At 35.4% G+C, this 14402-nt stretch carries 14 protein-coding genes and 4 tRNA genes; 1 reads left to right on the top strand and 17 read right to left on the bottom strand.

Going from position 1 to position 14402, the window contains the following annotated elements; translation table 11 throughout:
- Positions 1 to 15: 15 nt before the first annotated feature.
- From rpoB to K8B81_RS02980, 17 genes are all read right to left on the bottom strand, one after another.
- A complete protein-coding gene (gene rpoB, locus K8B81_RS02900; RefSeq protein ID WP_223678712.1) occupies positions 16 to 3828 on the bottom strand; it encodes a DNA-directed RNA polymerase subunit beta in 3813 nt (1270 codons plus the stop codon).
- Positions 3829 to 4092: 264 nt separating this feature from the next.
- Complete coding sequence (gene rplL, locus K8B81_RS02905) at positions 4093 to 4464, bottom strand: 50S ribosomal protein L7/L12 (protein ID WP_025572412.1); 372 nt, start codon at positions 4462 to 4464, stop codon at positions 4093 to 4095.
- 94 nt (positions 4465 to 4558) lie between these two features.
- Positions 4559 to 5062 carry a 50S ribosomal protein L10 gene (rplJ, locus tag K8B81_RS02910; RefSeq protein ID WP_163392994.1) on the bottom strand — a complete coding sequence of 168 codons (504 nt, stop codon included), beginning with the start codon at positions 5060 to 5062 and terminating at the stop codon, positions 4559 to 4561.
- A gap of 22 nt (positions 5063 to 5084) precedes the next feature.
- A complete protein-coding gene (rplA, locus tag K8B81_RS02915) occupies positions 5085 to 5774 on the bottom strand; it encodes a 50S ribosomal protein L1 (protein WP_025572415.1) in 690 nt (229 codons plus the stop codon).
- A gap of 13 nt (positions 5775 to 5787) precedes the next feature.
- Positions 5788 to 6225: a 50S ribosomal protein L11 gene (gene rplK / locus K8B81_RS02920; protein ID WP_025572417.1), complete on the bottom strand. Its 438-nt coding sequence runs from the start codon at positions 6223 to 6225 to the stop codon at positions 5788 to 5790.
- A 66-nt stretch (positions 6226 to 6291) separates the two neighbouring features.
- Complete coding sequence (gene nusG, locus K8B81_RS02925) at positions 6292 to 6843, bottom strand: transcription termination/antitermination protein NusG (RefSeq protein ID WP_132989544.1); 552 nt, start codon at positions 6841 to 6843, stop codon at positions 6292 to 6294.
- A gap of 10 nt (positions 6844 to 6853) precedes the next feature.
- Positions 6854 to 7051 carry a preprotein translocase subunit SecE gene (secE, locus tag K8B81_RS02930; RefSeq protein ID WP_008466927.1) on the bottom strand — a complete coding sequence of 66 codons (198 nt, stop codon included), beginning with the start codon at positions 7049 to 7051 and terminating at the stop codon, positions 6854 to 6856.
- A gap of 19 nt (positions 7052 to 7070) precedes the next feature.
- A tRNA-Trp gene (locus K8B81_RS02935) sits at positions 7071 to 7141 on the bottom strand.
- 62 nt (positions 7142 to 7203) lie between these two features.
- Entirely contained in the window at positions 7204 to 8391 is a 1188-nt protein-coding gene (gene tuf / locus K8B81_RS02940; protein WP_026730432.1) for an elongation factor Tu, read from the bottom strand.
- 55 nt (positions 8392 to 8446) lie between these two features.
- Positions 8447 to 8518: transfer RNA gene (locus K8B81_RS02945), tRNA-Thr, on the bottom strand.
- A gap of 80 nt (positions 8519 to 8598) precedes the next feature.
- A tRNA-Tyr gene (locus K8B81_RS02950) sits at positions 8599 to 8679 on the bottom strand.
- A 60-nt stretch (positions 8680 to 8739) separates the two neighbouring features.
- A tRNA-Thr gene (locus K8B81_RS02955) sits at positions 8740 to 8813 on the bottom strand.
- 91 nt (positions 8814 to 8904) lie between these two features.
- Complete coding sequence (hpf, locus tag K8B81_RS02960; RefSeq protein ID WP_025571150.1) at positions 8905 to 9207, bottom strand: ribosome hibernation-promoting factor, HPF/YfiA family; 303 nt, start codon at positions 9205 to 9207, stop codon at positions 8905 to 8907.
- Positions 9208 to 9242: 35 nt separating this feature from the next.
- Positions 9243 to 10136: a tyrosine-type recombinase/integrase gene (locus K8B81_RS02965; protein ID WP_223678713.1), complete on the bottom strand. Its 894-nt coding sequence runs from the start codon at positions 10134 to 10136 to the stop codon at positions 9243 to 9245.
- Between the two features lie 121 nt (positions 10137 to 10257).
- Positions 10258 to 10452 (bottom strand): 30S ribosomal protein S21, encoded by a 195-nt coding sequence (gene rpsU / locus K8B81_RS02970; RefSeq protein WP_025571153.1) that lies wholly within the window; start codon positions 10450 to 10452, stop codon positions 10258 to 10260.
- 134 nt (positions 10453 to 10586) lie between these two features.
- A complete protein-coding gene (locus K8B81_RS02975) occupies positions 10587 to 11729 on the bottom strand; it encodes an acyl-CoA dehydrogenase family protein (protein WP_025571154.1) in 1143 nt (380 codons plus the stop codon).
- Positions 11730 to 11742: 13 nt separating this feature from the next.
- Entirely contained in the window at positions 11743 to 12630 is an 888-nt protein-coding gene (locus K8B81_RS02980) for a ComEA family DNA-binding protein (RefSeq protein ID WP_223678714.1), read from the bottom strand.
- A 249-nt stretch (positions 12631 to 12879) separates the two neighbouring features.
- On the opposite strand from K8B81_RS02980, the gene K8B81_RS02985 reads away from it, so the two are divergent.
- Complete coding sequence (locus tag K8B81_RS02985; protein ID WP_025571257.1) at positions 12880 to 14328, top strand: amino acid permease; 1449 nt, start codon at positions 12880 to 12882, stop codon at positions 14326 to 14328.
- The last annotated feature ends 74 nt before the right edge of the window (positions 14329 to 14402 follow it).

The raw sequence follows: 14402 nt of genomic DNA on the forward strand, positions 1-14402 counted from the left end.
CTACAAAACTTTTATTTATTCTTCCAAACGAAGATCTAATCCCAAACCTTTCAATTCGTGCATTAATACATTGAATGATTCTGGTAAGCCTGGTTCTGGCATAGTTTCACCCTTAACGATAGCTTCGTAAGTTTTAGCTCTACCAATAACGTCATCAGACTTAACAGTTAAGATTTCACGTAGTGTACTAGAAGCTCCATAAGCCTCAAGTGCCCAAACCTCCATCTCTCCAAAACGCTGACCTCCAAATTGAGCTTTACCTCCAAGTGGCTGTTGTGTAATCAACGAGTATGGTCCAATAGAACGTGCGTGCATCTTATCATCAACCATGTGTCCTAATTTAAGCATGTAAATTACACCCACTGTCGCTTTTTGTGCAAAACGCTCTCCAGTTCCACCATCATAAAGATAAGTATGTCCGAAACGTGGTACATTCGCTTCATCTGTCAAAGCATTGATTTGATCTAAAGAAGCACCGTCGAAAATTGGGGTAGCAAATTTTCTACCCAAGTTCATACCAGCCCAACCTAATACAGTCTCATAAATCTGACCAATGTTCATACGGGAAGGTACCCCAAGTGGGTTCAACACGATATCTACTGGTGTTCCGTCTTCAAGGAAAGGCATATCTTCATGACGAACGATTCTGGCAACAATACCTTTGTTACCGTGACGTCCTGCCATTTTATCCCCTACTTTCAACTTACGCTTCTTAGCAATATAAATCTTAGCCAATTTCAAGATTCCAGATGGTAATTCATCTCCAACTGTAATAGTAAATTTCTCTCTTCTTAAAGCTCCTTGTAAGTCGTTCAGCTTAATTTTATAGTTATGAATTAAATCATTAACCATTTTATTAGTAGCATCATCAGCAACCCATTGACCTTTACTTAAGTGAGCGAAATCTTCTACTGCGTAAAGCATTTTTTGAGTATATTTTTTACCTTTTGGTAAAACTTCTTCACCCAAATCGTTCATTACACCTTGAGATGTTTTTCCGTTAACGATCAGGAATAATTTTTCAACCAATCTGTCTTTTAATTCAACAAATTTAGTTTCGAATTCCATTTCAAGAGCTCCTAAAGCATCTTTATCCTGAGTACGTTTACGTTTATCTTTTACGGCTCTTGCAAATAATTTTTTGTCAAGAACTACACCATGTAAAGATGGAGAAGCTTTTAATGAAGCATCTTTTACATCACCAGCTTTATCCCCGAAGATTGCACGAAGCAATTTCTCCTCTGGAGTTGGATCTGATTCTCCTTTTGGTGTAATTTTTCCGATCAAAATGTCGCCAGGTTTAACCTCTGCACCAATTCTGATCATACCGTTTTCATCTAAATCTTTAGTAGCTTCTTCAGAAACGTTAGGAATATCGTTTGTTAACTCTTCGTTTCCTAACTTCGTATCTCTAACCTCTAATGAATAATCATCAACGTGGATAGATGTAAAAATATCATCACGAACTACTTTTTCAGAAATTACAATCGCATCCTCAAAGTTGTACCCTTTCCATGGCATGAACGCAACTTTTAAGTTTCTACCTAAAGCTAATTCTCCATTTTGAGTAGCATATCCTTCAGATAATACCTGACCAGGAACAACTCTGTCACCTCTTCTTACGATTGGTTTCAAGTTGATACTTGTACCTTGATTGGTTTTTCTAAATTTAATTAAGTTGTACGTTTTCTCATCAGCATCAAAACTTACCATTCTCTCTTCTTCTGTACGATCGTATTTAATAGTAATGATGTTAGCATCTACATATTCAACAGTTCCATGCCCTTCAGCATTGATTAATACTCTTGAATCTGAAGCTACCTGACGCTCTAAACCTGTACCAACAATCGGAGCTTCAGGACGGATCAAAGGAACTGCCTGACGCATCATGTTCGACCCCATCAACGCACGGTTCGCATCATCATGCTCCAGGAAAGGAATCAAAGATGCAGAAATCGAAGCGATCTGGTTAGGAGCAACGTCTGTATAATGAACTACTGATGGCTCAACAACCGGGAAGTCACCCTCTTCACGAGCAATAACATTGCTAGCTGTAATTTTACCTGTTTCATCCATTTCAATGTTTGCCTGGGCAATCATTTTTCCTTCTTCTTCTTCAGCACTTAAGTAAACTGGAGTACTTTCTAAATCAACTACACCATTAGTTACTTTACGGTATGGAGTTTCAATGAAACCCATTCCGTTTACTTTTGCATAAACACCAAGAGATGAAATCAAACCAATGTTTGGTCCCTCAGGAGTTTCAATCGGACATAAACGACCATAGTGAGTATAGTGAACGTCACGAACCTCAAAACCAGCTCTCTCTCTCGAAAGTCCACCTGGTCCAAGTGCAGAAAGTCTTCTTTTGTGTGTAATCTCAGCTAATGGATTCGTTTGATCCATAAATTGAGATAACTGGTTAGTACCAAAGAAAGAGTTGATAACTGATGATAATGTTTTAGCATTAATCAAATCAATTGGTGTAAACACCTCGTTATCTCTAACGTTCATTCTCTCACGAATAGTTCTAGCCATACGTGCTAAACCAACACCGAATTGTTGAGACAATTGTTCTCCAACTGTTCTAACACGACGGTTTGATAAGTGATCAATATCATCAATCTCTGCTTTAGAGTTGATCAATTCGATCAAATATTTTACAATTGTAATGATATCTTCTTTGGTAAGCACTTGCTTATCCATCGGGATATCTAAATTCAATTTTTTGTTCATTCTGTAACGACCAACTTCACCTAAGTTATAACGTTGGTCAGAGAAGAACAATTTATCTATAATACCACGAGCAGTTTCCTCATCAGGCGGTTCAGCGTTACGCAACTGACGGTAAATGTGCTCTACAGCTTCTTTTTCAGAGTTAGTTGGGTCTTTTTGTAACGTGTTGTGGATAATAGCATAATCTGCCTGGTTGTTATCCTCTTTGTGTAACAAAATAGATTTTACATTAGAATCAATGATCTCTTCAACATTATCTTTGTCGATAATAGTATCACGATCAAGGATGATTTCGTTACGTTCGATAGAAACTACTTCTCCAGTATCCTCATCAACGAAATCCTCGTGCCATGTGTTCAAAACACGTGCAGCAAGTCTTCTTCCAATATATTTCTTAATACCAGTTTTAGAAACTTTAATTTCTTCAGCAAGGTCGAAAATTTCAAGAATATCCTTGTCTCTTTCGAATCCGATAGCACGGAACAAAGTCGTTACAGGCAATTTTTTCTTTCTATCGATATAGGCGTACATTACGCTGTTAATATCAGTAGAGAATTCTATCCAGGAACCTTTAAAAGGAATTACTCTGGCAGAATAAAGTTTAGTTCCATTTGCGTGGAATGACTGTCCAAAGAAAACCCCTGGAGAACGGTGTAATTGAGATACTACAACACGCTCGGCACCATTGATTACAAAAGTACCACTTGGAGTCATGTAAGGAATTGTTCCAAGATAAACATCTTGCACAATTGTTTCAAAATCTTCGTGTTCCGGATCTGTACAATATAGTTTTAACCTGGCTTTTAAAGGTACACTATAAGTAAGGCCTCTCTCTATACATTCTTGAATAGTATAACGTGGCGGATCTACAAAATAATCAAGAAACTCCAATACAAAGTTATTTCTGGTATCTGTAATTGGGAAATTTTCCATGAAGGTATTGTACAACCCTTCGTCGCCTCTTTCGTCAGATTTGGTTTCCAGTTGGAAGAAATCTTTAAACGATTTTACCTGAACATCTAGAAAATCCGGATATTGAGGAATGTTTTTGGTAGAGGCAAAATTCAATCTTTCAGTCTGATTTGTTATCATCAATGGACAAAATTTTGATTAAAAAAAAGTAATTTTTTTGTGTAAAACACATTGCTTAGTTTATACTTTCTTTTTAAAACCAATACATCTTTAAAAATAAACTGAGACTTCAGTTCAATTTTTTTTCTTCGTATTGATCAAAAACTCTTTCGTATATTAAACTATTTTGATAATAAAATTTAATGTATTTTATTATACGAAAAATGGTTTAGGCCTTTGAGTGTTAACTCAGGACCTAAACCTAGTTCTTAAAACCGAGTTGAATTATTTTAATTCAACTACAGCTCCAGCTTCTTCTAATGATTTTTTAAGACCTTCAGCCTCTTCTTTAGAAACACCTTCTTTAACAGTACTTGGAGCACCATCAACTACATCTTTAGCTTCTTTAAGACCTAAACCTGTAAGTTCTTTAACTAATTTTACAACTGCTAATTTAGAAGCACCAGCTTCTTTTAATACAACTGTAAATTCAGTTTGTGCTTCTTCAGCAGCACCTTCTCCACCACCAGCAGCAACTACTACAGCTGCAGCAGCAGGCTCGATACCATACTCATCTTTTAATATTGTTGCTAATTCGTTAACTTCTTTAACTGTTAGGTTAACTAATTGTTCTGCGAATTGTTTCAAATCTGCCATTTTTTCTATCGTTTAAAATGATTTGTAAAATTATATTTTGTTTATTGTGCGCTAATTAAGCAACAGAGAAACTAAATTCTCTCTGTTTGGATTATTATGCTTCAGTTTCTTCTTCGCTACCAGCGAATTTATTTTGTAAAGCAGAAATAATTCTTTGAGCCGGAGATTGTAATAATCCAATAAGTTCTCCAAGTAACTCTTCTTTAGATTTAATTGTAGCTAATGCATCTAGTTGATTATCTCCAATATATACTTCAGAATTGATGTAAGCCCCTTTTAAAAGTGGTTTATCAGATTTCTTACGGAAATCTTTTATAATTTTTCCAGGTGCATTAGCAACATCAGAAATAAATATAGCACTGTTACCTGTCAATACTGTAGGTAAATCACCATAATCATTAGCAGAAGCTTCCATTGCTTTTGCAAGCAAAGTGTTCTTTACAACTTCTAATTTGATACCTGCTTTAAAACAAGCTCTACGTAAGTTTGAAGTTGTTTCTGCGTTTAAACCAGAAATATCAGATACATAAATGATATTTGTACCAGCTAACTGCGCAGTTAAATTTTCAATCGCGATTGATTTTTCTTCTCTAGTCATACTAAAAATTTTTAACTACCAATTATACTGCTTTTGGGTCTAATGCAATTGCAGGACTCATAGTGCTTGTAAGGTGAATACCTTTAATGTAGGTACCTTTAGCAGCAGTTGGTTTAAGTTTTATTAATGTTTGAATAATTTCGTGTGCGTTGTCAACAATCTGCTCAGCTCCAAAAGAAACTTTACCAATTCCTGCGTGAACGATACCAGTTTTATCAACTTTGAAGTCAATTTTACCAGCTTTAACCTCTTGAACAGCTTTTGCAACATCCATAGTTACAGTACCTGTTTTAGGGTTTGGCATTAAACCTCTAGGACCTAAAATACGACCTAATGGACCTAATTTACCCATAACAGCCGGCATCGTGATAATAACATCAACATCTGTCCAACCGTCTTTAATTTTTTGTAAGTAATCATCAAGACCAACATGGTCTGCTCCAGCCTCTCTAGCCTCAGCTTCTTTATCCGGAGTAACCAATGCTAATACTTTAACATCTTTTCCTGTCCCGTGAGGTAAAGTAACTACACCTCTTACCATTTGATTCGCTTTTCTTGGATCTACACCCAAACGTACTGCGATATCAACAGACTCATCAAATTTTGCAGAAGCAACAACTTTAATTAATGCAGCAGCATCTTTTAAAGAGTATAATTTGTTCTTTTCAATTTTTGAAGCAGCCTCTTTTTGCTTTTTTGTCAATTTTGCCATTTCTTTCTCTTAATTAAAAAGGAGCTTCTCCTGATACAGTTATACCCATAGATCTAGCAGTTCCTGCAATCATACTCATTGCTGATTCGATTGTGAATGCATTTAAATCTACCATTTTATCTTCAGCGATTGCTTTGATAACATCCCAAGTAACACTCGCTACTTTTTTACGATTTGGTTCACCTGATCCAGACTTTAGCTTTGCTGCTTCCATTAACTGTACTGCAGCTGGAGGAGTCTTAACAACAAAATCAAATGATTTGTCTTTGTACACAGTGATTTGCACTGGACAAATTTTGCCAGGTTTATCCTGAGTTCTAGCATTAAACTGCTTACAAAACTCCATGATATTAACCCCAGCAGCTCCTAAAGCAGGTCCAACCGGTGGCGACGGGTTCGCAGCACCTCCCTTAACTTGTAGTTTAACTACCTTACTAATTTCTTTAGCCATTTTTTAAAAATTTAACACTATAATCATTTGGAAGCGATTATAGTGGATATTATAGATGTAACAAAATTATACTTTTTCTACTTGCATAAAACTCAGTTCTAACGGTGTTTTTCTTCCGAAAATCTTAACCATTACTTCAAGCTTACGCTTTTCTTCATTGATTTTTTCCACCGTACCATTAAAACCATTAAAAGGACCATCAATCACTTTTACAGTTTCACCTAAGCTAAATGGAATCGATCTTGTATCTGTATTCACAGCGAGTTCATCCACTTTACCCAGCATACGATTTACTTCAGACAATCTCAAAGGAACAGGTTCTCCTCCTTTAATTTCTCCTAAGAAACCAATAACACTAGTGATAGATTTAATAATATGAGGTATTTCACCAACTAAGTTAGCTTCAATCATTACATATCCAGGGAAATACACTTTATCCTTAGATGATTTTTTCCCATCTTTTACAGTAACTACTTTTTCAGTAGGCACCAAAACCTGGGAAACATAATCCTCCATCCCTAATCTGGCAATCTCAGTTTCAATATAAGCTTTTACCTTATTTTCCTGGCCACTTACAGCTCTAACCACATACCATTTCTTCACATTATTATCTGCCATCACAAAAAAATTATCCTTTTAACCAGTTAAAAAATCCAGCCAAAGCTTTTGCAAAAAATTCGTCTACTCCCCAAGTCGCCAAAGCGAACAGAATCGAAAACACAGCCACAACAATTGTCAATTTCTGAACCTCAGCCCAGGCAGGCCAAGTAACATTTGACTTCAACTCTTCGAAAGCCTCTGATAAATAATTCGTAACTTTTGTCATTTGATATATTTTTTTATTGCACGGGCGGAGGGATTCGAACCCCCATCAACGGTTTTGGAGACCGCTATTCTACCCTTGAACTACGCCCGTAATTAAAGCCAGTTGTTTCAATTAAGAAAACCAACTGGCTTTTGTTTTAATATTTATAGAAATTATTCTACAATTTCAGTAACCTGACCAGCACCTACTGTTCTACCACCTTCACGGATAGCAAAACGTAAACCTACGTTCATTGCGATTGGGCTTAATAAAGCAACCTCAATTGTCAAGTTATCACCTGGCATTACCATCTCTACACCTGCTGGTAAAGAAATAACCCCTGTTACGTCAGTTGTACGTACGTAGAACTGTGGACGGTAGTTATTGTGGAATGGAGTGTGACGTCCACCTTCTTCTTTTTTCAAGATATAAACCTCAGCTTTGAATTTAGCGTGTGGTTTTACTGAACCTGGCTTAATAATAACCATACCTCTTTTGATATCAGCTTTATCAATACCTCTTAACAATAAACCTACGTTATCTCCAGCTTCACCTCTGTCAAGGATTTTACGGAACATCTCAACTCCTGTAATAGTAGAAGTTAATTTTTCAGCTCCCATACCAATGATTTCAACAGGATCTCCAGTGTTAGCAACTCCAGTTTCGATACGACCTGTAGCAACAGTTCCACGACCTGTAATTGTAAATACGTCCTCAACTGGCATCAAGAATGGTTTAGCTACGTCACGTACTGGCTCTTCGATCCAAGCATCAACAGCTTCCATTAATTCAATAATTTTAGGTACCCAGTTTGGATCATTGTTTAATCCTCCTAAAGCAGAACCTTGAACAACAGGACCATTATCTCCATCATATTCATAGAAAGATAATAAATCTCTGATTTCCATTTCAACAAGCTCTAACAATTCAGCATCATCAACCATATCCACTTTGTTCATGAAAACAACGATTCTTGGAATACCAACCTGACGTCCTAAAAGGATGTGCTCACGAGTTTGTGGCATTGGACCATCTGTAGCAGCAACTACTAAGATAGCTCCGTCCATCTGAGCAGCACCAGTAACCATGTTCTTTACGTAATCCGCGTGACCTGGACAGTCAACGTGAGCGTAGTGACGGTTAGCAGTTTCATACTCTACGTGTGATGTATTAATAGTAATACCTCTTTCTTTCTCCTCTGGAGCGTTATCGATTTGATCAAACGATTTTGCTTGACAGTAACCAGCATCTGACAATACTTTTGTAATTGCAGCCGTTAATGTAGTTTTTCCGTGATCCACGTGTCCAATTGTACCTATGTTTAAGTGCGGTTTGGAACGATTAAAATTCTCCTTTGCCATTTTACTTAATTTTTAATCTTAGTTATATATTAATTTTCAATTTCCTACTTACTTGAGCCAATGTCGGGATTTGAACCCGAGACCTCTTCCTTACCAAGGAAGCACTCTACCCCTGAGCTACACCGGCAGAATCCTTGATTTAAAAGTTTCACTTCAGCATTTTGTTAACTACAATCAAAACGTGAAAAACCATCTAAAATTCATTTGTGGGGAGAGCAGGATTCGAACCTGCGAAGTTCACACAGCAGATTTACAGTCTGCCCTCGTTGGCCGCTTGAGTATCTCCCCTAATTTTTAAAATCTCATTATTTTAAAGAACTAATTTCAAATCGCATTTGAAATTTATTGAGCCGATAGAGGGACTCGAACCCACGACCTGCTGATTACAAATCAGCTGCTCTAGCCAGCTGAGCTACATCGGCGAATACAATAAAAAAGTCCGCTATTTCTAACGGACTGCAAATGTAGCTATTTTATCTTTGTATCAAAACATTTTTCGAAAAAAAATTTCAATTATATATGCGCTCTTATCTTTTCTTTCCTTTTTACCAGTAAACGCTCTAATGATTCTGCCGAAAGCTCAACCGCTTCCTCAAAAGTCTTACATTGCTTTTTAACCAAAAATTCATCTCCAGGAACATTGATCTTAATCTCAACAACTTTATTCTCTTTATCACTTGTTCTTTCAACTTTTAAAAAAACGTCTGCCGAGACAACCCGATCGTAATATTTTTCTAACTTATCCATTCTTTCCTGAATAAAATCTACCAACTTTCTGTCAACAGTAAAGTTAACGGCATGAACATCTACCTTCATAAATACTAATTTTAGGGTTAAACATTTCAGAACTATTATTTACTTCTCGGATGTGCGCCAGCATGTACTTTTTTAAGTTCTGCTAAACTATTATGAGTATAAACCTGCGTAGACGCCAAACTAGAATGCCCTAATAACTCTTTAACTGAATTTAAATCTGCTCCGTTATTCAGTAAATGAGTCGCAAATGTATGCCGAAGCACATGAGGACTCTTTTTTACCTTTTCAGAGACCCTACTAAAGTATGAATTTATTAGACGATACACAAAAGATTCGCTTAATTTTAACCCTTTTTTAGAAATAAAAAAATAATCATCATCTACTATTCCCTCAACAACAGAACGCTCACGGAGGTACGTCTTAAACTGCTCAGCAATGATTGGCAAAACCGGAATAATACGCTCTTTATTTCTCTTACCTAAAACCTTAACCACATTTGAAGACAAATCCACATTAACCATCATTAAATGTATCAATTCCGCCCTTCGCATCCCTGTTGTATAGAAAAGATCCACAATTAACTTATCCCTCACTTCTTCAAAACCAACCGGAACCCCAACTTCCTGTATCAAATCAGTTAATTCTTTTTCAGAAAATGGAATCTGAATAATTTTGGGAGTCTTCAGCGATTTATGCTTCAGCATTGGACTAACCTCTATTTGTTTTGTTTTTAAGAGAAATTTATAAAAAGACTTTAAGGAAGCCATTTTTCTGTTAACAGAAACGTTTGTCACCCCTTCATCCACCAAAGAAACAATCCAGCTTCTGATCTGACTGTAATTCACACCTTCAATACCATCCTGATCAAAGTGAGTTTTATTAAACACCTCAAAAAACGAAATATCATTCAAATAAGCATTAACAGTATGTGCCGAATATTTTTTCTCCAACTGAAGATAATCACGAAAAGCATCTTTATTTGACTTCATAAGAAACAGAATATCTTTTTCAAACAATTACAGAACTTAAAAAATTAAGCATAAAAAACCGTTAGCATCAAAGTTAATTTATTTTGATGACTAACGGTAATTATTTTACAAAAGCTATATACTAACTCTCTAAACTATCTTTCAAGTTTTGAATGTAAGCCGCTTTTTGAATTTGAGCTCTTTTGATAACAGAAGGCTTAATAAAAGCAGTACGTGCTCTTAGTTGACGAACAGTTCCTGTTTTATCAAATTTTCTTTTATAGCGCTTTAATGCTCTATCGATATTTTCTCCGTCTTTAATTGGTATAATTAACATAATATAGACACCTCCTTTCGTTAAGGGTGCAAAAGTATGTATTAATTATTAATTATGAGTTATAAATTATAAATTATTTTAAAAAGAAATAAAGAATACAGCTAAAGACAAAAGACTTTGACTTATCATCATCTTTATCCTTTCAACAAATTTCTGGAAATAACTAATTTTTGAATCTCAGTCGTACCTTCGCCAATAGTACACAACTTAGAATCCCTGTAAAACTTCTCCACTGGAAAGTCTTTGGTATAGCCGTATCCTCCGTGAATCTGAACTGCTTCATTTGCGATTTTCACACAAGCTTCTGAGGCATACATTTTTGCCATCGCTCCTAAGGTCGTAACTGGCTTATGTTTTTGTTTTAAGAAAGCTGCTTTATGCAACAACAATTCAGAAGCTTCAATTTCTGTTGCCATATCAGCAAGTTTGAATGAAATTCCCTGAAAACTACTAATTGGCTGTCCAAACTGATGTCTTTCTTTCGAATATTTAAGAGCGGCTTCGTAAGCCCCTTTTGCAATTCCGAGTGATAAAGCTCCAATTGAAATCCTTCCTCCGTCTAATATTTTCATAGCCTGCACAAATCCCTGCCCTACTTCACCTAATCTATTTGCATCTGGCACCCTACAATTATCAAAAACCAGTTCAGCTGTTTCGCTGGCACGCATTCCTAATTTATTTTCTTTTTTCCCTGAAGTAAATCCCGGCATCCCTTTTTCAAATACAAAAGCAGTCATTCCTTTTGAATCGCCTTTTTCTCCTGTACGAACCACTACAACAGCAATATCGCCTGAAATTGCATGAGTTATAAAGTTTTTTGCTCCGTTTACAATCCAAAAATCCCCATCTTTAACAGCTGTCGTATTCATTCCGCCTGCATCAGAACCTGTATTATGTTCTGTCAGTCCCCATGCGCCAATATGCTCTGCCGTGGCCAGTTTTGGCAACCATTTTTTCTTTTGCTCTTCATTACCAAAAGTCAAAATATGATTCGTACATAAAGAATTATGTGCCGCTACCGACAATCCGATTGAAGGATCAACTTTTGAAATTTCTTCCACTATTGTTACATATTCATGATATCCTAAACCAGATCCTCCATATTCTTCAGGAACCAAAACTCCCATAAATCCCATTTCTCCTAATTTCTTAAACAGTGGAACTGGAAAAACTTGTGCTTCATCCCACTCCATTATATAAGGTCTTATATTTTTTTCGGCAAAATCTTTTATAGACTGCGCAATCATGGATTGCGTTTCATTATAATCAAAATTCATTTGTGATCTGTTTTTAGAACTCCAAATATAAACCAATTATATTTGCTTTTTCAATAGGAAAGCCTTTAATATTTATCAAATCCTCAATATTTTTAATATTTCCGTTCATGCTCCTGTAGGTTACAATCTGTTTTGCCAATGCATATCTAAAGTACGGAAATTGAGCTAATTCTTTTAAAGAAGCATCGTTTACAGGGATTTTTTTAATTGGCGGGAAAGAAGAAACCCTAAAATACTTTTTTAATTCAGTTATAACTTCTGGAGAAAGCCCCCAGACATCATTTATCTGTTCCATAGAAACAAAAGCTTCCAGGCTTTCTTTTTGTTTTAAAATTCGGAGTGATAATGCTTCACCAATTCCCTTAATTTTCATTAAATCTTCCTGACTTGCCTGATTAATATCCAAAACAATTAGTTTTTCTTTTTTAGAGAATGTTTGTGATATAGTTTCTTTACTATTATGAATGAAAGTCTTTTTATTCTGCACCCAATCCGGAAATTTAAAATAAGGCGAAATAACATCTAATAAAGAATCTGAAACTTTAGTCACTTTCTGAAATTCTTCAGCAGAACTGACGTATTTATTTTGTTTTCTAAAAGCTAGAAGCCTGTCAATTTCCGCTAATGACATCCCAAGTTTGTATCCTTTATAATCTGAAATAAAATTTGGATTAAAAGGATAGATTTTAGGTTTATAACATTGCTTAATCTGTTTTAATGAATCAACTTCTGATTGCAAAGCCAGCCAATTCTGTTCTTCTGCATTTACTTTTTCAGGCTGACTGAAATCAGAAAAAAAATAAAACAATTGTAAAACAATAATCAAAATAAAAAGAAAAAAAATCCCTTTTCGTTGTTGGCTTGTATAATTTAACTCTTTTATAATACTTCTAAAGTTCATTTTTATAATATTTTATCAAACAAATATAATTTATAATTTTATAAGAAAAATACGATTATTTTTATTTTATAATAAAAGATTTTATTAATCAATTTGCTAATAATATAAAGCTTTGAAGATTTATAGGAACTTTTTATACAGTTTCTAACTAAAAATTAAATATTTTATAACTTAAAAGAATATAATTGTTTTTATTTTTTATAAAAAACAATACATTTGAAGCTTAATAACAATAAACCAATATTATATATGTCAATTTGGAAAACTAAACCTCTTTCGGTATTGCTTGGTGAAGCATCCGAATCTGAAAAAGGATTAAAAAGAACCTTATCTTCACGTTCGCTTGTTGCACTTGGAGTTGGAGCAATTATTGGAGCAGGGCTATTTTCACTAACAGGTATTGCAGCTGCTGACCATGCAGGTCCGGCGGTAACATTATCATTTATTTTAGCTGCGATAGGATGTGCATTTGCTGGATTGTGTTATGCTGAATTTGCTTCGATGATACCGGTTGCAGGTAGTGCCTATACCTATTCTTATGCCACGATGGGAGAATTTATGGCCTGGATAATTGGGTGGGACTTAGTTTTAGAGTACGCTTTAGGAGCGGCAACCGTAGGCGTTAGCTGGTCGAGATACCTGCTGGAACTATTGGCAAAATTTAACATTCATCTTCCTCCTGACTTAATTTGTTCACCATGGGAAACCCTTACATTAAGTAATGGTACAGTGATTGAAGGAGGAATTGTCAATTTACCCGCCATTTTTATTGTTTCATTACTTTCTTTATTATTAATTAAAGGAACAAAAGAATCAGCCACTTTAAATAATATATTAGTTGTGGTAAAAGTTGCAGTTGTTGTTATATTTATAGTATTAGGATGGAAATTTATTGACACAACTAATTATACTCCTTACATTCCTGAAAATACAGGTGTATTCGGAAAATTTGGATGGTCTGGAATTGCTGCAGGAGCCGGTACAGTTTTCTTTGCTTTTATTGGTTTTGATGCCGTTTCAACTGCTGCGCAAGAGGCTAAAGATCCTCAAAAAGGGATGCCGATTGGTATTTTGGGTTCATTAATAATCTGCACCTTGTTATATGTACTATTCTCTCATGTGATGACCGGACTTGTACCTTATTATAAATTTGCAGGTGATGCCAAACCTGCAGCTACTGCTTTTGCTGTAACTGGATATGACTTTTTGCAGACTGGTTTAATTATCGCTATCCTAGCTGGTTATACTTCTGTAATGTTAGTAATGTTAATGGGACAAAGCCGTGTATTTTACACGATGAGTAAAGACGGTTTACTCCCTCCATTTTTTAGCGAAATCCATTCAAAATTTCGTACTCCATGGAAAACAAATCTTTTCTTTTTAGTATTTGTTAGCTTATTTGCAGGTCTTGTTCCTGTTAGTGATTTGGGTCATATGGTAAGTATCGGAACTTTATTAGCATTCGTATTGGTTTGCATCGGTGTTATGGTTATGCGTAAAAAAATGCCTGATGCACCCAGAGCTTTTAGAACTCCGTGGGTTCCTTTTGTACCTATAGCTGGTATTGTTATTTGTTTTGCCTTAATGTATTCGTTGCCAAACGAAAGCTGGGCGAGGCTTGTCATATGGATGGCACTAGGAATTCTTGTTTACTTTATATATGGTAAGAAAAACAGTAAATTGAATAATCCCGGATAAGAATTATTATTCAGATATAAAAAAAGGATTATAAGCGCTGCTTATAATCCTTTTTTTATATCATAAATTTGATT

The organism is Flavobacterium hibisci (genome assembly GCF_020026925.1).
In the GTDB taxonomy this organism is placed as follows: Bacteria; Bacteroidota; Bacteroidia; order Flavobacteriales; family Flavobacteriaceae; genus Flavobacterium; species Flavobacterium hibisci.